Consider the following 18,649-nt stretch of genomic DNA (forward strand, 5'->3'; position numbering starts at 1 on the left):
ATTCCCGGAACAAGGGACGCGCTGTCAAATGATATACGCCAACCCGGCAAGAATTTTTGATTAACGCCCGCCGTCAGGTGGGCCACGTGGAAGCATGCTGACTATGGCTACGATTCATGTAGACGGCAAAGAATACGACGTAGACGGAGCGGACAACCTGTTACAGGCTTGCCTCTCTCTCGGCCTCGATATTCCTTATTTTTGCTGGCATCCGGCGCTGGGAAGCGTCGGCGCTTGCCGCCAATGTGCGGTTAAGCAATACCAAAACGCGGAAGACACGCGCGGTCGTCTGGTGATGTCATGTATGACACCAGCGTCTGATGGCACCTTCATTTCCATCGACGACTCAGAAGCGAAAGAATTCCGTGAAAGCGTCGTGGAATGGCTGATGACCAACCACCCGCACGACTGTCCGGTGTGTGAGGAGGGCGGTAACTGTCACCTGCAGGATATGACAGTGATGACCGGCCACAGTATGCGCCGTTACCGTTTCACCAAACGTACCCATAACAACCAGGATCTCGGCCCGTTCATCTCTCATGAAATGAACCGCTGTATCGCCTGTTACCGCTGTGTCCGTTACTACAAGGATTACGCGGACGGCACCGATCTGGGCGTTTATGGCGCACACGACAACGTCTATTTCGGTCGCCCGGAAGATGGCCCGCTGGAAAGCGAGTTCTCCGGTAACCTGGTTGAAGTATGTCCGACCGGCGTATTCACCGATAAAACGCACTCCGAGCGCTATAACCGTAAATGGGACATGCAGTTTGCGCCAAGCATCTGTCAGCAATGTTCTGTTGGCTGTAACACCAGCCCCGGTGAGCGTTACGGCGAACTGCGTCGTATCGAAAACCGTTATAACGGTACCGTAAACCATTACTTCCTGTGCGACCGTGGTCGTTTCGGTTATGGCTACGTGAACCTGAAAGATCGTCCGAAGAAGCCATTGCAACTGCGTGGTAACGACTGGATCGAGCTTAACGCTGAACAGGCGATGCAGGGCGCGGCAGACATTATCCGCCAGGCGAAGAAAACCATCGGTATCGGTTCTCCGCGCGCGAGTCTGGAAAGCAACTTTGCGTTGCGCGAACTGGTCGGTGCTGAAAACTTCTATACCGGTATCAACGCGGCAGAGCAGGCTCGTCTGCAACTGATGCTGAACGTTCTGCGCAACAGCGGTGTTCACACACCGGCGCTGCGTGAAATCGAAGGCTACGACGCTGTTCTGGTGCTGGGCGAAGATTTAACGCAGACCGGTGCACGTATCGCACTGTCTGTACGTCAGGCCGTTAAAGGCAAGGCACGCGCGATGGCTGCGGCTCAGCGCGTTGCCGACTGGCAAATCGCGGCAGTCCAGAACATTGGTCAGCACGCCAAACATCCGCTGTTTATCACCAACGTGGACAACACCAAACTCGACGATATCGCGGCTTACAATTACCGTGCTCCCGTCGATGAGCAGGCGCGTTTCGGCTTTGCTATCGCCCATGCGCTGGATAATTCTGCGCCAGCGGTCAGCGACCTGGCTGAAGGCCTGAACAAGAAAATCGACGTGATTGTGCAGGCACTGACCGGCGCGCGTAAGCCGCTGATCATCACCGGTACCAGCGCAGGTTCTGACGCTATCATCGAAGCGGCCGCGAATATCGCGAAAGCGCTGAAAGTGGCAGGCAGCGATGTCGGTATTACGTTCGTGGCTTCTGCAGCTAACAGCATCGGCCTTTCGATGATTGGTGGTGGTTCGCTGGATGACGCACTTGAGTTGCTGTCTCGTGGCGAAGCCGACAGCGCAATCGTGATGGAAAATGACCTTTACCGTCAGGCGCCTGAAGCGAAAGTTGATGCGGCATTAGCCAGTGTGCAGAACCTGCTGGTCGTTGACCATCAGCGCACGCGCATCATGGATAAAGCCAGCCTGATCCTGCCTGCGGCAAGTTTCGCAGAAAGCGACGGTACGCTGGTGAATCAGGAAGGCCGCGCACAGCGCTTCTTCCAGGTTTATGATCCGGCTTACTACGACACAACGGTTGCCATGCTGGAAAGCTGGCGCTGGATGCACTCGCTGCATTCCACTATCAACAGCCGTCATGTTGACTGGACTCAGCTGGATCACGTGATCGAAGCCTGCGTTGAAGCGCTACCACAGCTGAAAGGCATGGTAGAAGCTGCGCCAAACGCCAGCTTCCGTATTCGTGGTCAGAAACTGGCGCGTTCTCCGGCACGTTCCAGTGGTCGTACCGCCATGCGCGCGAACATCAGCGTGCATGAACCGCGTCAGCCACAAGATAAAGACACCATGTTTGCCTTCTCAATGGAAGGGAACAACAGCCCGACAGCCAACCGCAATCAGGTGCCATTCGCCTGGGCGCCGGGCTGGAACTCACCGCAAGCCTGGAACAAATTCCAGAGCGAAGTTGGCGGCAGTCTGCGCCACGGTGATCCGGGTGTACGTCTGATTGAAGCAGGTGAGGGGACTCTCGATTACTTCACCGGTATTCCGACTGCATTTACGGCGCAGAGCGATAACTGGCGTGTAGCGCCGTATTATCACCTGTTCGGCAGCGAAGAAATGACACAGCGCTCGAAGGTTATCCAGCAACGTATGCCAGAAGCCTACGTGATGGTTAATCCGGCCGATGCTGCGCAGTTAGGGGTGAACGCAGGCTCTCAGGTGGAATTCACCTGTGCCGGTCAGACACTGAAATTGCCGGTTCGTCTGAGTGAAACATTGAGTCAGGGCCAGGTTGGCCTGCCGCTGGGCTTACCGGGAATTCCTCCGGTGCTGGTTGGCGCAACGGTTGAAAATCTGCGGGAGGCAGCACAATGAGCTGGTTTACACCTGTAGTGATCGATTCGTTGATTGCCATTCTGAAAGCTGTCGTGATCCTGCTGGTCGTTGTGACCTGCGGGGCCTTCATGAGCTTCGGCGAGCGCCGCTTGCTGGGCCTGTTCCAGAACCGTTACGGACCAAACCGTGTCGGCTGGGGCGGCTCCCTGCAGCTGGTTGCTGACATGATCAAGATGTTCTTCAAGGAAGACTGGGTACCTAAATTCACCGACAAAGCCATCTTTACGCTGGCACCGATGATTGCGTTTACGTCCCTGCTGATCTCCTTTGCGATTGTTCCGGTCAGCCCGACCTGGTTCGCCGCAGATCTGAACATCGGTATTTTGTTCTTCCTGATGATGGCCGGTCTGACTGTCTATGCCGTGTTGTTCGCTGGCTGGTCCAGTAACAACAAATACTCGCTGCTGGGTGCGATGCGTGCATCCGCTCAGACGCTGAGCTACGAAGTGTTCCTCGGCTTATCGCTGATGGGCGTTGTCGCGCAGGCGGGTTCTTTCAATCTGCAAGACATCGTCATTTCTCAGTCGCACATGTGGAACATCATCCCGCAGTTCTTTGGATTTGTGACCTTTGCAATTGCCGGTGTGGCTGTTTGTCACCGTCACCCGTTTGACCAGCCAGAAGCTGAGCAGGAACTTGCTGATGGTTACCACATTGAATATTCCGGTATGAAATTCGGTCTGTTCTTCGTGGGTGAATACATCGGTATCGTGACTGTCTCTGCGCTGATCGTCACCTTGTTCTTCGGTGGCTGGCAGGGTCCCTTCCTGTATCCGGTGATCTGGTTTGCACTGAAAACGGCATTCTTCATGGTGATGTTCATTTTGATCCGTGCTGCTTTACCGCGTCCCCGCTACGACCAGGTAATGTCATTTGGCTGGAAAGTTTGCCTGCCACTGACCTTGCTTAATCTGCTGGCGACCGCTGCGGTCATCTTGTACAACGCGCAATAAGGGGTGATGAAACCATGACATTGAAAGACATAGTGGTCGGGTTCGGTACCCAGGTTCGCAGCTTGTGGATGATAGGCTTGCACGCCTTCGCCAAGCGCGAAACCCAGATGTACCCTGAAGTTCCGGTCAATCCACCTCCGCGTTATCGTGGCCGTATCGTGCTGACGCGCGATCCTGACGGTGAAGAGCGCTGCGTTGCCTGTAACCTGTGTGCGGTAGCCTGTCCGGTAGGCTGTATTTCTCTGCAAAAAGCAGAAATGAAAGATGGCCGCTGGTATCCGGAATTCTTCCGCATCAACTTCTCACGCTGCATTTTCTGCGGCCTGTGTGAAGAAGCTTGCCCGACAACAGCAATTCAGCTGACGCCGGACTTTGAGATGGGTGAATTCAAGCGCCAGGATCTGGTGTACGAAAAAGAAGATCTGTTGATTTCTGGGCCGGGTAAATATCCGGAATATAACTTCTACCGGATGTCCGGTATGGCCGTTGACGGTAAGCCGAAAGGCGAAGCTGAAAACGAAGCCAAACCGATCAACGTCAAAGGTCTGTTGCCTTAAGGAGCCGCAAGCATGGAATTTGCATTTTATATTGCAGCCCTGGTGGCCGTGTTGGCGACATTGCGTGTTATCACGCATACCAACCCGGTTCATGCACTGCTGTATCTGATCGTCTCTTTACTGGCGATTGCTGCGGTCTTCTTCTCGCTCGGCGCGTATTTCGCCGGTGCCCTGGAGATCATCGTTTACGCCGGCGCCATTATGGTGCTGTTCGTCTTCGTCGTGATGATGCTCAACCTCGGCAATGTCGAAGAGCAGGAACGTGCATGGCTCAAGCCTGCCACCTGGGTCGGACCTTCAGTTCTGTCAGTCATCCTGCTGGTGGTGATGATCATGTCTATCCTTGGCGTGCATGACCACGGCATTAAAGGCGACATGATTGACGCGAAAGCCGTCGGTATCGCGCTGTTCGGGCCTTACGTACTGGCCGTTGAACTGGCGTCAATGTTGCTGCTGGCCGGTCTGGTCGTGGCATTCCATATTGGCCGTGAACATAAACCGGGTGAAGTCTTTGGTGACGCACCGGCAACGACCGAAATGGCAACAAAAAGAAAAACGGAGGAGAGAGCATGATCCCTCTACAACATGGTCTTATTCTGGCCGCGATCCTCTTTGTTTTGGGGCTTACCGGGCTGCTGGTTCGTCGTAATTTGCTGTTTATGCTGATCAGTCTTGAAGTGATGATTAACGCGGCAGCACTGGCGTTTATCGTGGCGGGAAGCTACTGGGGTCAGGCAGACGGGCAGGTGATGTACATTCTGGCCATCAGCCTGGCTGCGGCGGAGGCCAGTATTGGTCTGGCGTTGCTGCTGCAACTGTATCGCCGTCGCCACACTCTCAATATTGATACTGTCAGTGAGATGCGCGGATGAACTTACTCTATTTAACAATTCTGTTCCCGCTGATTGGCTTCCTGTTACTGGCCTTTTCCCGCGGACGCTGGTCTGAAAATACCTCCGCGACTATCGGCGTAGGTTCCATTGGTCTGGCAGCAGTGACCACCATTTACGTGGGCATCAATTTCCTGAGTCAGAAAGCGGCAGGCGTGGAAGTCTTTAACCAGCATCTGTGGAACTGGATGCAGGTCGGTGACTTCAGTATTCCTGTCACACTGACGCTAGACGGTTTGTCGATGACCATGCTGTCCGTGGTGACCGGTGTCGGTTTCTTCATCCACATGTTCGCGTCCTGGTACATGCGCGGTGAAGAAGGCTATTCACGTTTCTTCGCATACACCAACCTGTTTATCGCTAGCATGGTGGTCTTGGTCCTGGCAGACAACTTGCTGCTGATGTATCTCGGCTGGGAAGGCGTGGGTCTGTGCAGTTACCTGCTGATCGGTTTCTACTACACCCATCCGGCTAACGGTGCGGCAGCGATGAAAGCGTTCATCGTGACCCGTGTAGGTGACGTGTTCCTGGCATTCGCACTGTTCATCCTGTATCGCGAACTGGGTACGCTGAACATCCGTGAACTGATGATCCTGGCGCCGCAGAAACTGGCAGTGGGCGACACGGCGATCACCTGGGCGACCCTGATGTTACTGGGTGGCGCAGTGGGTAAATCCGCACAGCTTCCGCTGCAGACCTGGCTGGCAGACGCCATGGCCGGTCCGACGCCGGTTTCCGCGCTGATCCACGCCGCGACCATGGTCACCGCGGGTGTTTACCTGATTGCACGTACTCATGGCCTGTTCCTGATGGCACCTGAGATTTTGCATCTGGTGGGCATTATCGGTGCAGTCACGCTGGTTCTGGCAGGGTTTGCTGCGCTGGTGCAAACTGACATTAAACGTGTTCTCGCGTACTCGACCATGAGCCAGATTGGTTATATGTTCCTGGCGCTGGGCGTTCAGGCGTGGGATGCCGCTATCTTCCACCTGATGACGCACGCATTCTTCAAAGCACTGTTGTTCCTTTCTTCCGGTTCGGTCATTTTGGCCTGCCACCACGAACAGAACATCTTCAAAATGGGTGGATTACGTAAGTCCATTCCTCTTGTCTATATCTGCTTCCTGGTCGGTGGCGCGGCGCTGTCCGCCTTGCCAATCATCACTGCGGGCTTCTTCAGTAAAGATGAAATCCTCGCGGGTGCGCTGGCTAACGGTCACCTGAATCTCATGGTTGCCGGTCTGGTCGGTGCGTTTATGACCTCGCTTTACACCTTCCGCATGATCTTCATCGTCTTCCACGGCGAAGAGAAAATCAAAGCGCATGCGGGTAAAGGCATCACTCACCACCTGCCGCTGCTGGTGTTACTGGTTCTGTCCACCTTCATTGGCGCATTGATTGTTCCGCCACTGAAAGGTGTACTGCCGGATACCACTGAGCTGGCGCATGGCAGTGTGCTGACGCTGGAAATCACATCAGCCGTGATTGCAATTGCTGGCATTCTGCTGGCGGCGGCCCTGTATCTGGGTAAACGCTCGCTGGTCAACAGCATTGCGAAAAGCGCACCGGGCCGTTTCTTCACGACCTGGTGGTTCCATGCCTGGGGCTTCGACTGGCTGTACGACATGATTTTCGTGAAACCTTATCTGCTGGTCGCGAAACTCCTGCAACGTGATCCGCTGAACTCAATGATGAATCTGCCTGCGCTGTTTGCCCGTCTGGGTAACCGTGGTCTGACTCTCAGCGAAAACGGTCAGGTACGTTGGTACGTCGCGTCAATGGGGCTCGGTGCGGTCGTCGTTCTGGCGCTGCTGCTGGTGATTTAAGCCTGCATTACGGGTGTAGTTATCAATGCCGGTCTGTTCGTGTAACGGACCGGCAAGTGAAATAGCCTTCGGGCATAAAAGAAGGGAACGACACGCCATGCTATTACCTTGGCTAATATTTATCCCCTTTATCGGCGGGCTGCTGTGCTGGCAGACTGAGCGCTTTGGGAGCAAAGTACCGCGCTGGATCGCGTTAATTGCGATGGGGCTGACGCTGGCTCTTTCCGTGCAATTGTGGTTGCAGGGAGGATATTCATTAACGACGCCTGCGGGTATTCCACAGTGGCAATCCGAGTTCTCGGTGCCGTGGATCCCTCGTTTTGGCATCAGCTTCCATCTGGCGCTGGACGGTTTGTCCCTGCTGATGGTGGTTCTGACCGGTCTGCTGGGTGTTCTGGCGATCCTCTGTTCGTGGCGTGAAATCCAGAAGTATCAGGGTTTCTTCCACCTGAACTTACTATGGATCCTCGGCGGCGTGATCGGCGTGTTCCTCGCCATCGACATGTTCCTGTTCTTCTTCTTCTGGGAAATGATGCTGGTGCCGATGTACTTCCTGATTGCCTTGTGGGGACACAAAGCGTCAGACGGTAAAACACGTATCAGCGCAGCAACCAAATTCTTCATCTATACGCAGTCCAGCGGTCTGGTGATGTTGATTGCCATCCTCGGTCTGGTGTTTGTGCATTACAACGCCACCGGCGTATGGACATTCAACTACGCTGACCTGCTGAAAACGCCAATGTCGCACGGTGTTGAATATCTGCTGATGCTCGGTTTCTTCATCGCCTTCGCGGTGAAAATGCCGGTTGTGCCATTGCACGGATGGTTGCCAGATGCACACAGTCAGGCTCCGACCGCCGGTTCCGTCGACTTAGCCGGTATCTTGCTGAAAACCGCGGCCTACGGGATGTTGCGTTTCTGTCTGCCTCTGTTCCCGGAAGCGTCACACCAGTTTGCCCCGATTGCTATGTGGCTGGGTGTGATTGGTATCTTCTACGGCGCGTGGATGGCGTTCTCCCAGACTGACATTAAACGTCTGATTGCATACACCTCCGTTTCGCACATGGGCTTCGTGCTGATTGCTATCTACACCGGCAGCCAGCTGGCGTATCAGGGCGCAGTGATTCAGATGATTGCACACGGTCTGTCCGCAGCCGGTATGTTCATCATCTGTGGTCAGCTGTACGAACGTCTGCATACCCGTGATATGCGCCAGATGGGCGGATTGTGGGGCCGGATTAAATACCTGCCAGCGTTGTCACTGTTCTTCGCCGTCGCCACCTTAGGGATGCCGGGTACAGGTAATTTCGTCGGTGAAATCCAGATCCTGTTCGGCAGCTTCCCGGTTGTTCCGGTGATCACTGTTATCTCGACGTTCGGTCTGGTGTTTGCCTCTGTGTATTCTCTGGCGATGATGCAGCGCGCTTACTACGGCAAAGCAAAATCTGACGAACCGCTGCCGGGCATGACCTCACGCGAACTGTCGATTATCCTGTTGCTGGTGGTATTGCTGGTGGGGCTGGGCTTCTACCCGCAGGTAATTCTGGATACATCAAGTGCAGCGATGACTAACATTCAGCACTGGTACGGGTCATCAGTTTCCACTATTTCAACGACAAGGCCGTAACTCGCCATGACATTTACACTTCAAAATCTGATCGCACTATTACCGCTGATGATCGTCGGATTGACGGTGGTGGTGGTGATGCTGTCCATTGCGTGGCGACGCGACCATTTTCTTAATGCCACACTGACAGTCATCGGGCTGAACGTTGCCTTACTTTCCCTTTACTACGTCGGGCAGGTCGGCCCGCAGGACGTCACACCGCTGCTGCGCGTTGACGGATACTCGATGTTCTACATCGGGCTGGTGCTGCTGGCGAGTCTGGCCACCAGCACGTTTGCCTACCCTTGGCTGGCCGGTTATCCGGACAACCGTGAAGAGTTCTACCTGTTAGTTCTCATTGCGGCAATGGGCGGCATTCTGCTGGCATGTTCTAACCATCTGGCGTCAATGTTCCTTGGGATCGAACTGATCTCACTGCCGTTGTTCGGCCTGATTGGTTACGCCTACCGCCAGAAACGCTCGCTGGAAGCGGCTATCAAATACATGCTGCTGTCGGCTGCTGCGTCTTCCTTCCTGCTGTTTGGTATGGCGCTGTTGTACGCACAGTCCGGTGATTTGTCCTTCGCGTCTCTGGGCAAAAACCTGGGCGATGGCGTGATGCTGCACCAGCCGCTGCTGATGGCCGGTCTGGGTATGATGATTGTCGGTCTGGGTTTCAAACTGTCACTGGTTCCGTTCCACCTGTGGACGCCAGATGTATATCAGGGCGCACCCGCTCCGGTTTCGACTTTCCTGGCTACCGCCAGCAAAATCGCTATCTTCGCCGTGGTGATGCGTTTGTTCCTGTACGCGCCCGTGGCAGACAGCGAGTCGATTCGTATCGTGCTGGCGATTATCGCCTTCTGCTCGATTCTGGTCGGTAACCTGATGGCAATCAGCCAGAGCAACATTAAACGTCTGCTCGGTTATTCTTCTATCGCTCACCTCGGTTATCTGCTGGTGGCACTGATTGCGGTACAGACGCATCAGCTGTCGATGGAAACCGTTGGCGTGTACTTGGCCGGTTACCTGTTCAGCAGCCTCGGTGCTTTCGGTGTGGTCAGCCTGATGTCCAGCCCGTACAAAGGCCCGGACGCGGAATCGCTGTTCTCCTACCGTGGTCTGTTCTGGCATAAGCCAATCCTGTCTGCGGTAATGACCGTGATGATGCTGTCACTGGCCGGTATCCCGATGACGCTGGGCTTTATCGGTAAGTTCTACGTGATTGCGACCGGTGTGACCGCGCATCTGTGGTGGCTGACCGGTGCTGTGGTGGTAGGTTCTGCGATTGGTCTTTACTACTACCTGCGCGTGACGGTGAGCTTGTATCTGAGCGCGCCTGAAACGCTGGTTCGTGATACGCCAAACAACTGGGCGCTCACGGCGGGTGGTGTGGTCGTACTGATTTCCGCGATTCTGGTGCTGCTGCTGGGTATCTTCCCGCAACCGCTGATTTCGCTGGTGCAGATGGCGCAACCGCTGCTCTGATAAAGTCTGCAACCGCAGTCTGAAAACTGACGAAGCCGCTCACATGAGCGGCTTTTTTAATCGTATTGCTTAATATATGTGATGCGAATCACATTTATATGTACGTTCAGCTAAATATTACATTCATTTTGTGATCTGCCCCATTCCATTATTCCTGCCAATGCGTACACTTCGCGCTTGTTCAGATTCGTATGGATTTACACCATGAATGTTTTAGTGATGATTGCCATTACCACCGGTATCCTCTCCGGTATCTGGGGCTGGGTAGCTGTCAGCCTTGGCCTGATAAGCTGGGCGGGATTCCTCGGGTGCACGGCCTATTTCGCCTGCCCGCAGGGCGGATTGCGCGGATTACTGATCAGCACGCTGACCTGTCTCAGTGGCGTTTTCTGGGCGGTGGTGATCATCGCGGGCAGCGCCATGCGCCCCGAATGGAGCATTTTGGGTTATATGCTGACGGGCGTAGTCGCATTTCTGATGTGCATCCAGGCGTGGCAGCAGTGGCTGGCCTTTGTGCCGGGCACATTTATCGGTGCCTGTGCGACCTTCGCCGCGCAGGGCGACTGGCGTCAGGTGGTGGTGTCATTGCTGGTCGGGCTGGTGTTTGGTTACGCGATGAAAAACAGCGGATTATGGCTGGCGAAACAGCGCGAAAAACCGCAAAACGAAGGTAAAAAAGCCGCCATTTTCCCAGATGTCAAAGGGTCAGAAGGTTCTTAAAACCCCGTTTTTACGACAGTTTTCTGATGATCTGTCGGGCAATTCATACGGAACTGCGCTAGGGTTAATGGCAGCATAAGTTTTTAGAAGACCCGAACACATCATAAGGAGATAACCATGGCTGACCAATTTGAGACACAGCAGAATTCGTTAGATGACGATTTGCGTATGCTGACTGAAACTCTGGAAGAAGTGCTGAAATCTTCCGGTGATAAAGCGGATGAGAAATACGTGCAGATTAAAGCACGTGCGGAAAACGCACTGAAAGACATCAAATCCCGTATTGATCCTTCCGCCCGTTCTTACTGCAAAAAAGCCCGTCACGTCGCTGAACAGACGGACAGCTATGTTCGCGAAAATCCGTGGCATGGCGTGGGCGTCGGTGCGGCCGTCGGCCTGGTTGTCGGCCTGCTGCTGCGTCGCTAAATGCATTTTTCAGGGGCAGCGTCCTGCTGCTCCTGTTCTCCACGCATTTGATAACTCCTTTGTCTGCTCCTATACTCCTTCTTAGCTAACTGCACTCACTTCAGCTTGATCTGTCGCATATTTTCATTTTTCGTATCGCCGCATAATTCATCCGTAATTGATCCAACCCGTTTTTTGATCCAGAAGGGTATTTCTGCCCGTCACTAAACATCCGGTATGGCCCGAGGTAGCGGTGAAACAAATATCAGCAATCATTGAGCAGCTTGATACAACGCTTGCAGGCGAATGGCCTGATACAGCGGGCATCCGGCAGTTCAGTTATTCCCTGCAAAAACAGCCAGACACCGGCCTGCTGGAATGGTTGTCTGCGCAACCCTGCTACCCAAAATTCTACTGGCAACAGCGTGACGGCAATGAAGAAGCCGCCGTTTGTGGCGATGCTTACGCTTTCGGCGATACTGCACAGGCGCAGGCTTTCATCCGCGAACATCAGGACGTGCCCGATTTACATATCTGGGGCCTGAACGCCTTCAACGGCGCTGACAATTCCGCCTTTGCGGCCAATGCGCTGTTTCTCCCGCGCATCGAACTTTGCCGTCAGGGCACCCGCTACTGGTTGCGTTGTACGCTTTTCAGTTCTCATTCCTTACGTGAAGAAGCGCGCCGTACCCGCTTGTTTCTGCGTTCCCTGGTTGCCAGTCAGGCGTTGCCGCCGATTGCCTCCCGCGTATTACAGCACCAGCATCTGCCGGCTCAGCCTCAGTGGAACCAGCTCATTACCCGCGCTTTGAGCTGCATTGAAGAGCAGCAACTCGACAAAGTGGTACTGGCGCGTAAAACCACGCTGACACTGAGTCAGCCGCTGAATGCCTGCGCATTTCTGGCTGCCAGCCGTGCGGTGAATCACCATTGCTATCACTTTATGCTGGCGTTCACGCCGCAACAGGCATTTCTGGGGTCGAGTCCGGAACGCCTGTTCCTGCGCAGCCACGACGAGCTTTATACCGAAGCGCTGGCAGGTACCGTCGCCAATGATCCGGATGATGATAAAGCGCAGGATCTTGGCGACTGGTTGCTGAACGATGGCAAAAATCAGCGCGAAAACCTGCTGGTAGTGGATGACATTTGCCAGCGTTTGCAGGGCGGGGCGCAATCGCTCGATATCATGCCTGCTGAGATTTTACGTCTGCGCAAAGTACAGCATCTTCGCCGCAGTATTCATGGCGAACTGACAGAATCTGATGACGCCGGTTGTCTGCAACGTCTGCAACCAACGGCGGCTGTCGCCGGATTGCCGCGTCAGGCGGCCCGTGAGTTTATCGCTGAATTTGAGCCTTTTGACCGTGAATGGTACGCCGGTTCTGCCGGATACATCAGTGCCGAACAGACAGAATTTACCGTCGCACTGCGTTCTGCGGCGGTAAAAGGACATCATCTGGAACTCTATGCTGGTGCCGGAATTGTCGCCGGTTCTGACGCTGCACAGGAATGGCAGGAAATCGAAAACAAAGCCGCAGGGCTGCGTACTTTGCTGGAAGAGCACTACACGCCTGCCGTTCAGGCCGGATAATCCTTTGCCGGAGTGAGTTGACCATGTCTGTTGCCGTTTTTAACCGCCGCTGGGCGACGCTGCTCCTCGAAACCCTGACCCGCCATCAGGTGCAACACGTTTGCATTGCGCCCGGTTCCCGCTCCACGCCGCTGACGCTCGCCGCTGCGGCGCATCCGCACCTTATCTGCCATACCCATTTTGATGAACGTGGCCTCGGCCATCTTGCGCTCGGTCTGGCTAAAGCCAGCGGGCAGCGCGTGGCGGTTATTGTTACTTCAGGCACGGCGGTCGCCAATCTTTATCCGGCGCTGATCGAAGCCGGGCTGACCGGCGAAAAGCTGGTACTGCTCACCGCCGATCGCCCGCCGGAACTCATCGACTGCGGCGCAAATCAGGCCATCCGCCAGACCGGCATGTTCGCCAGCCATCCGGTACAGACGCTGGATTTGCCGCGTCCGACGCCGGAAATCAGTGCGCGCTGGCTGGTTTCTGCACTCGATAATGCGCTGGCGCAGCAGACTCACGGCGCGGTGCATATTAACTGTCCGTTCGCCGAACCGCTGTATGGCGAAGATAACGGCGAACATCAGGACTGGCTGCAACAGCTGGGTGACTGGTGGCAGGGACATCAGCCGTGGCTGAATTACCCGCCGGTTCAGCACACGATGGCACAGCCGGACTGGTTTTCATGGCGGCAAAAACGCGGTGTGATTATTGCGGGGCGCATATCAGCGCAGGAAAGTGAGTTGGTCGCCCGCTGGGCAGAACAGCTTGGCTGGCCGCTGATAAGCGACGTTCAGGCGTCCACCGGTAATCCGCTTCCCTGCGCCGATTTATGGCTGGCCTCCCCGCAGGCGCAGGCCGTGCTGGCGCGCACTCAGCTGGTGATTCAGTTTGGCGGCGGCCTGACCGGTAAACGTTTACTGCAATGGCAGGCGACGTGCGAACCAGACGAATACTGGCTGATTGATACATTGCCGGGCCGTCAGGATCCGGCGCAGCACCGTGGCCGCCGCATTCAGGCGAATGTCGCTGACTGGTTGCAGGCGCATCCTGCACAGCCGCAACCCGACTGGGCGGAAGAACTGGAACATTGTTCTCAGCGGGCGCTGCACGCGGTTGAGACCCGGCTCGACGCTACGTTCGGAGAAGCCGCCGCCGCATGGCGGCTTCCGGCCTTGTTGCCCGCACACGGCCAGTTATTCCTCGGTAACAGCCTGATTGTCCGGCTGGTCGATGCGTTTGCAAAACTGCCTGCCGGTTATCCTGTTTTCGCCAATCGCGGCGCGAGCGGTATTGATGGGCTGATTTCCACCGCTGCAGGCGTGCAGCGCGCGACCTGCAAGCCGACGCTGGTACTGCTTGGCGATATCTCTGCGCTGTATGACTTAAACGCGCTGTCGCTGATGCGTCAGTGCTCTGCGCCGACCGTCATCATTATCGTCAATAACAATGGCGGGCAGATTTTCTCGCTGCTGCCAACGCCGGAAGCTGAGCGCCAGCGATTTTACTGCATGCCGCAAAACGTCAGTTTCAGCCACGCGGCGGCGATGTTTGGCCTCGATTATGCCTGTCCGACAACGCTGCCCGCGCTGCATCAGGCGGTCACAGAATGCTGGCAGCATGGCGGCGTGAAACTGATTGAGTTAAAAGTCAGTGAGACAGACGGAGCAGAATGTCTGCGCGCGTTGGTACGCGAGGTCAGTGCATCATGACGCTGGCATGTACCAGGATAAACGCCGGAGTCATGGGGCGTCCGTGGCTGGTTTTCCTCCACGGTTTACTGGGCAGTGCAGCCGACTGGCAGCCGTTAGAGGCCGCACTCGAAGGCTGGCCTTGTCTGTTTATTGATTTGCCTGGGCACGGGCGGTCAGCTCCGTTAACCGCTGCCGGTTTTGCGGATGTCAGCCAGCTGTTAACCGATACCTTGCACGAGCAGGGCGTCACCTCGTATTGGCTCATCGGTTACTCGCTCGGCGGGCGCATCAGCCTGTATCACGCCTGTCAGGGAGACCGCAGCGGATTGCAGGGCGTGCTGGTCGAAGGCGCCCATCCGGGACTGAGCTGTCAGGCAGACCGCGCACAACGGCGTCATCACGATCAGCAATGGGCGACACGCTTTTTGCAACTGCCGTGGAAACAGGCGCTGGCCAGCTGGTACCGCCAGCCGGTGTTTTCCAGCCTGACAGATGAACAGCGTCAGCAGCTGATTTTGCTGCGTGAAAACAACAATCCGCACACCGTTACCGCGATGCTCACAGCAACATCGCTGTCGGTACAACCCGATTTACGCGGGGAACTGCATCAGTTTTCCCGACCACTTGTCTGGCTGTGCGGCAGCCATGACACCAAATTTATCCATCTCGCGCAGCATTCCGGTTTCGAACTGCGCATCATCGCCAATGCCGGGCATAACGCCCACCGTGAAAATCCGGCGGAATTTGTCCGTCAGGCGCTGGCATTTATTACTTCACCAGTCTTAAAGGACGTTGCACATGATTTATCCTGATGAAAAAGAACTTTACGCGCCGGTCGAATGGCGTGACTGCACCGGTGAGTTTGAAGATATCCGTTATCACAAATCCACCGATGGCATCGCTAAAATCACCATCAACCGCCCTCAGGTGCGTAATGCCTTCCGCCCGCTGACGGTGAAAGAAATGATCCGCGCCCTCGATGACGCCCGTAACGATGAAGGTATCGGTGTGATCGTGCTGACCGGTGAAGGCGAGAAAGCCTTCTGCGCCGGGGGTGACCAGAAAGTCCGTGGCGACTACGGCGGCTATCAGGATGCCAGCGGTGTGCATCACCTCAACGTGCTGGATTTCCAGCGACAAATCCGTACCTGTCCTAAACCTGTCGTGGCGATGGTGGCTGGTTACTCCATCGGCGGCGGCCACGTGCTGCATATGATGTGCGACCTGACCATTGCGGCAGATAACGCTATTTTCGGCCAGACTGGCCCGAAAGTCGGATCCTTCGACGGCGGCTGGGGCGCATCTTATATGGCGCGCATCGTGGGGCAGAAAAAAGCCCGCGAAATCTGGTACCTGTGCCGTCAGTACGACGCGAAGGCCGCGCTGGAGATGGGACTGGTTAACACTGTGGTTCCGCTGGCAGATCTGGAAAAAGAAACCGTGCGCTGGTGTCGTGAAATGCTGGAAAACAGCCCGATGGCGCTGCGTTGCCTGAAAGCGGCTCTGAACGCCGATTGCGACGGTCAGGCGGGTTTGCAGGAACTGGCGGGCAACGCCACCATGCTGTTCTACATGACCGATGAAGGTCAGGAAGGCCGCAACGCGTTTAACGAAAAACGCCAGCCGGACTTCAGCAAATTTAAGCGTAATCCGTAATGCGCCGCGCCACGGTGTACCGTTATAGCCTGCCGATGGAAGCGGGCGTGGTGCTGCGCAACCAGCGTCTCAAAACGCGCGACGGGCTGCTGGTTTCATTGTGGCACGACGATAAAACCGGCTGGGGCGAAATTGCGCCGCTGCCCGGTTTTAGTCACGAAGATTTACCTCATGCGCAGGAAGCCGTTCAGCATGGACTGAGCCAGTGGGTGCAGGGCGCGTCGCTGACGGCGGTCGCTTCGGCATTCAGCACGCTGCCTTCGGTGGCATTCGGGCTCAGTTGTGCCGATGCCGAGCTGCGCGATGAGTTGCCGCAGGTGCTCAGCACGCGCTGTGCGCCTTTGTGTCACGGCGATCCGAATGAGCTATATGCCCGTCTCGGCGCATTGCCCGCGGATGCGCATGGCCGGAAAGTGGCTAAAGTGAAAGTCGGCCTCTACGAAGCTGTTGGTGACGGACTGAATGTCAGCATGCTGCTGGAAGCCTTGCCGGATTTGCATCTGCGCCTCGACGCTAACCGCAGCTGGACGCCGGTTAAAGCCGCGGGATTTGCCCGCCATGTTGCGCCCGAACTGCGATCCCGTATCACATTTATCGAAGAACCTTGTCTGACCCGTGAACAGTCGCGTGATTTTGCCCGTCTGACCGGCATCGCGATTGCCTGGGATGAAAGCGTGCGCGAAGCCGGTTTTACCGTGCAGGCCGAGCCGGGTGTGGCGGCGATTATCATCAAACCGACGCTCACCGGTAGCCTGATGCGTTGCCGTCAGCTGATAGCACAGGCGCACGCCGCCGGACTGGAGGCGGTGATCAGCTCATCGATTGAATCAAGTCTGGGGCTGACACAGCTGGCACGTATCGCGCAGTGGCTGACACCGGATGCGGTTCCGGGGCTGGATACGCTGGATCTGATGCAGGCGCAGCTGGTGCGCCGCTGGCCGGATTCCGCGCTTCCGCTGACCGATGTTTCCGCGCTGGAGATTGTATGGCAGAACACGTAATGACGGACTGGCCCTGGCGTCGGTGGTCTGCTCAGACCCCGTTTGCCGTGGCGCTCAAAGCCGGAGACGTCAGCTGGTGCTGGCATGATTTACAGCATCGCGTTGATTCGCTGGCAGCCGGTTTTATTGCTCAGGGCGTGACAGAAGGCACAGGCGTGGTGTTGCGCAGTAAAAATAATCTGGATGCGCTGCTGAGTTATCTGGCGCTGTTGCAGACCGGCGCGCGCTTATTGCCGCTCAATCCGCAACTGCCTCAGACGTTATGCGAAGAAATGCTTTCTCAGCTCGATATCGGTTTCATGCTCGACCTCGCTGAACCGGCACTCGGTCTGAATATCCCCGCGCTCTTGCTGCAAAATGCCTGGTCTGTCAGCGCCGTCGCATGGCAGCCGGATCGCGTGGCAACCCTGACGCTGACCTCCGGTTCCACGGGGCTACCGAAAGCTGCCGCGCATACTGTCGTCGCGCATCTTGCCAGTGCGGCAGGCGTGCTGGGGCTGATACCTTTTACTCAGCGCGACAGCTGGCTGCTCTCTTTGCCGCAATTCCACGTTTCCGGTCAGGGCATCATCTGGCGCTGGATGCTTGCCGGTGCGACGCTGGTGCTGGCCGACGGACAACCGTTTGAAACGGCGTTGCAGGAATGCAGCCATGCTTCACTGGTGCCGACCCAACTCTGGCGTTTGCTTAAAGGCCCGTCGCTGCCAGAAAAACTGAAAGATGTTTTGCTCGGTGGTGCGCAGATCCCGCCGGAATTAACCGCACAGGCGGAACGCGCAGGTATCCGCTGCTGGTGCGGATATGGCATGACCGAAACGGCGTCTACCGTGACGGCAAAGCGCGCAGATGGATCTGCGGGTGTCGGGCAACCGCTGAGCGGAAAAGACGTCACAATCGCCGGTCAGGAAGTGTTGATCCGCAGCGACAGTCTGGCCAGCGGTTACTGGAAAAATGGCGCGCTGACGCCGGTGGTCAGTGCCGACGGCTGGCTGCATACCCGTGACCGGGGGGAATGGCGTGATCAAGAACTGCTGATCGCCGGGCGGCTGGATAATCTCTTTTTCAGCGGCGGGGAAGGGATACAGCCTGAAGATATCGAGAAAGTGTTGGTAAGCCATCCGCAGGTTTCTCAGGCGTTTATCGTGCCGGTAGAAGATGAGCAATTTGGTCAGCGGCCGGTCGCTGTGCTGGAAGCACAAGCCGGACTGTTGTATGAAGAACTCAATCTCTGGCTGAGCAGCAAGATCCCGCGTTTTCAGTTACCGGTGGCCTATCATCCGCTACCAGAAACTCTGGCGCAGGGCGGGATTAAAATTTCGCGTGCCAGCGTCCGCCAGTGGATAGAAATGCTTTCGTAAAACACGTTTTGCAGAAAACATTCTTTTGCAAAAAACAGAAAGGGCCGCGCATTGCGGCCCTCGTCATT

General features: G+C 56.0%; 16 protein-coding genes. All 16 read left to right on the plus strand.

All coding sequences use genetic code 11. The features are described 5' to 3' along the window. Positions 1-103 precede the first annotated feature (103 nt). The 16 genes from nuoG to menE all read left to right on the plus strand — a co-directional run bounded on the left by nuoG (position 104) and on the right by menE (position 18,581). Positions 104-2,830 (plus strand): NADH-quinone oxidoreductase subunit NuoG, encoded by a 2,727-nt coding sequence (nuoG, locus tag J1784_RS14645; protein ID WP_217149836.1) that lies wholly within the window; start codon positions 104-106, stop codon positions 2,828-2,830. Then, positions 2,827-3,804, plus strand: a complete 978-nt coding sequence (gene nuoH, locus J1784_RS14650) for an NADH-quinone oxidoreductase subunit NuoH (protein WP_112289931.1) — start codon at positions 2,827-2,829, stop codon at positions 3,802-3,804. Before nuoG ends, nuoH begins: the two co-directional genes overlap by 4 nt. 14 nt (positions 3,805-3,818) lie before the next feature. Next, positions 3,819-4,361, plus strand: coding sequence for an NADH-quinone oxidoreductase subunit NuoI (nuoI, locus tag J1784_RS14655; RefSeq protein WP_120132095.1), 543 nt, complete (start codon positions 3,819-3,821; stop codon positions 4,359-4,361). Between the two features lie 12 nt (positions 4,362-4,373). Beyond that, positions 4,374-4,934: an NADH-quinone oxidoreductase subunit J gene (gene nuoJ, locus J1784_RS14660; RefSeq protein WP_217149837.1), complete on the plus strand. Its 561-nt coding sequence runs from the start codon at positions 4,374-4,376 to the stop codon at positions 4,932-4,934. Further along, a complete protein-coding gene (nuoK, locus tag J1784_RS14665; RefSeq protein WP_004936014.1) occupies positions 4,931-5,233 on the plus strand; it encodes an NADH-quinone oxidoreductase subunit NuoK in 303 nt (100 codons plus the stop codon). The genes nuoJ and nuoK overlap by 4 nt, the downstream gene beginning before the upstream one ends. Further along, entirely contained in the window at positions 5,230-7,077 is a 1,848-nt protein-coding gene (gene nuoL, locus J1784_RS14670) for an NADH-quinone oxidoreductase subunit L (RefSeq protein WP_217149838.1), read from the plus strand. The genes nuoK and nuoL overlap by 4 nt, the downstream gene beginning before the upstream one ends. A gap of 97 nt (positions 7,078-7,174) precedes the next feature. Beyond that, the gene (gene nuoM / locus J1784_RS14675) at positions 7,175-8,704 is read left to right on the plus strand and encodes an NADH-quinone oxidoreductase subunit M (protein WP_217149839.1); all 1,530 of its coding nucleotides are present in this window, start codon (positions 7,175-7,177) and stop codon (positions 8,702-8,704) included. A gap of 6 nt (positions 8,705-8,710) precedes the next feature. After that, on the plus strand, positions 8,711-10,171 hold the full coding sequence (nuoN, locus tag J1784_RS14680; protein ID WP_112289939.1) for an NADH-quinone oxidoreductase subunit NuoN: 1,461 nt from the start codon (positions 8,711-8,713) through the stop codon (positions 10,169-10,171). A 204-nt stretch (positions 10,172-10,375) separates the two neighbouring features. Continuing rightward, on the plus strand, positions 10,376-10,891 hold the full coding sequence (locus J1784_RS14685; RefSeq protein ID WP_217149840.1) for a DUF1097 domain-containing protein: 516 nt from the start codon (positions 10,376-10,378) through the stop codon (positions 10,889-10,891). 117 nt (positions 10,892-11,008) lie between these two features. Next, positions 11,009-11,317, plus strand: a complete 309-nt coding sequence (locus J1784_RS14690) for a DUF883 family protein (RefSeq protein WP_112289943.1) — start codon at positions 11,009-11,011, stop codon at positions 11,315-11,317. Positions 11,318-11,549: 232 nt separating this feature from the next. Beyond that, a complete protein-coding gene (gene menF / locus J1784_RS14695) occupies positions 11,550-12,887 on the plus strand; it encodes an isochorismate synthase MenF (protein WP_217149841.1) in 1,338 nt (445 codons plus the stop codon). Positions 12,888-12,910: 23 nt separating this feature from the next. Then, the gene (menD, locus tag J1784_RS14700) at positions 12,911-14,584 is read left to right on the plus strand and encodes a 2-succinyl-5-enolpyruvyl-6-hydroxy-3-cyclohexene-1-carboxylic-acid synthase (protein ID WP_217149842.1); all 1,674 of its coding nucleotides are present in this window, start codon (positions 12,911-12,913) and stop codon (positions 14,582-14,584) included. Beyond that, positions 14,581-15,378, plus strand: a complete 798-nt coding sequence (menH, locus tag J1784_RS14705; RefSeq protein ID WP_217149864.1) for a 2-succinyl-6-hydroxy-2,4-cyclohexadiene-1-carboxylate synthase — start codon at positions 14,581-14,583, stop codon at positions 15,376-15,378. Before menD ends, menH begins: the two co-directional genes overlap by 4 nt. After that, positions 15,365-16,222, plus strand: a complete 858-nt coding sequence (menB, locus tag J1784_RS14710; RefSeq protein WP_217149843.1) for a 1,4-dihydroxy-2-naphthoyl-CoA synthase — start codon at positions 15,365-15,367, stop codon at positions 16,220-16,222. The genes menH and menB overlap by 14 nt, the downstream gene beginning before the upstream one ends. Then, on the plus strand, positions 16,222-17,223 hold the full coding sequence (gene menC, locus J1784_RS14715; protein WP_217149844.1) for an o-succinylbenzoate synthase: 1,002 nt from the start codon (positions 16,222-16,224) through the stop codon (positions 17,221-17,223). The genes menB and menC overlap by 1 nt, the downstream gene beginning before the upstream one ends. After that, complete coding sequence (gene menE, locus J1784_RS14720; protein ID WP_217149845.1) at positions 17,208-18,581, plus strand: o-succinylbenzoate--CoA ligase; 1,374 nt, start codon at positions 17,208-17,210, stop codon at positions 18,579-18,581. Before menC ends, menE begins: the two co-directional genes overlap by 16 nt. Positions 18,582-18,649: the final 68 nt, after the last annotated feature.

The organism is Rahnella ecdela (assembly GCF_019049625.1).
Taxonomy (GTDB): domain Bacteria; phylum Pseudomonadota; class Gammaproteobacteria; order Enterobacterales; family Enterobacteriaceae; genus Rahnella; species Rahnella ecdela.

What these genes read in the sequence shown, in the direction of transcription:
- nuoG (WP_217149836.1), top strand. Translation starts at nt 104, where the DNA reads ATGGCTACGATTCATGTAGACGGCAAAGAATACGACGTAGACGGAGCG.
- nuoH (WP_112289931.1), top strand. Translation starts at nt 2,827, where the DNA reads ATGAGCTGGTTTACACCTGTAGTGATCGATTCGTTGATTGCCATTCTG.
- nuoI (WP_120132095.1), top strand. Translation starts at nt 3,819, where the DNA reads ATGACATTGAAAGACATAGTGGTCGGGTTCGGTACCCAGGTTCGCAGC.
- nuoJ (WP_217149837.1), top strand. Translation starts at nt 4,374, where the DNA reads ATGGAATTTGCATTTTATATTGCAGCCCTGGTGGCCGTGTTGGCGACA.
- nuoK (WP_004936014.1), top strand. Translation starts at nt 4,931, where the DNA reads ATGATCCCTCTACAACATGGTCTTATTCTGGCCGCGATCCTCTTTGTT.
- nuoL (WP_217149838.1), top strand. Translation starts at nt 5,230, where the DNA reads ATGAACTTACTCTATTTAACAATTCTGTTCCCGCTGATTGGCTTCCTG.
- nuoM (WP_217149839.1), top strand. Translation starts at nt 7,175, where the DNA reads ATGCTATTACCTTGGCTAATATTTATCCCCTTTATCGGCGGGCTGCTG.
- nuoN (WP_112289939.1), top strand. Translation starts at nt 8,711, where the DNA reads ATGACATTTACACTTCAAAATCTGATCGCACTATTACCGCTGATGATC.
- J1784_RS14685 (WP_217149840.1), top strand. Translation starts at nt 10,376, where the DNA reads ATGAATGTTTTAGTGATGATTGCCATTACCACCGGTATCCTCTCCGGT.
- J1784_RS14690 (WP_112289943.1), top strand. Translation starts at nt 11,009, where the DNA reads ATGGCTGACCAATTTGAGACACAGCAGAATTCGTTAGATGACGATTTG.
- menD (WP_217149842.1), top strand. Translation starts at nt 12,911, where the DNA reads ATGTCTGTTGCCGTTTTTAACCGCCGCTGGGCGACGCTGCTCCTCGAA.
- menH (WP_217149864.1), top strand. Translation starts at nt 14,581, where the DNA reads ATGACGCTGGCATGTACCAGGATAAACGCCGGAGTCATGGGGCGTCCG.
- menB (WP_217149843.1), top strand. Translation starts at nt 15,365, where the DNA reads ATGATTTATCCTGATGAAAAAGAACTTTACGCGCCGGTCGAATGGCGT.
- menC (WP_217149844.1), top strand. Translation starts at nt 16,222, where the DNA reads ATGCGCCGCGCCACGGTGTACCGTTATAGCCTGCCGATGGAAGCGGGC.
- menE (WP_217149845.1), top strand. Translation starts at nt 17,208, where the DNA reads ATGGCAGAACACGTAATGACGGACTGGCCCTGGCGTCGGTGGTCTGCT.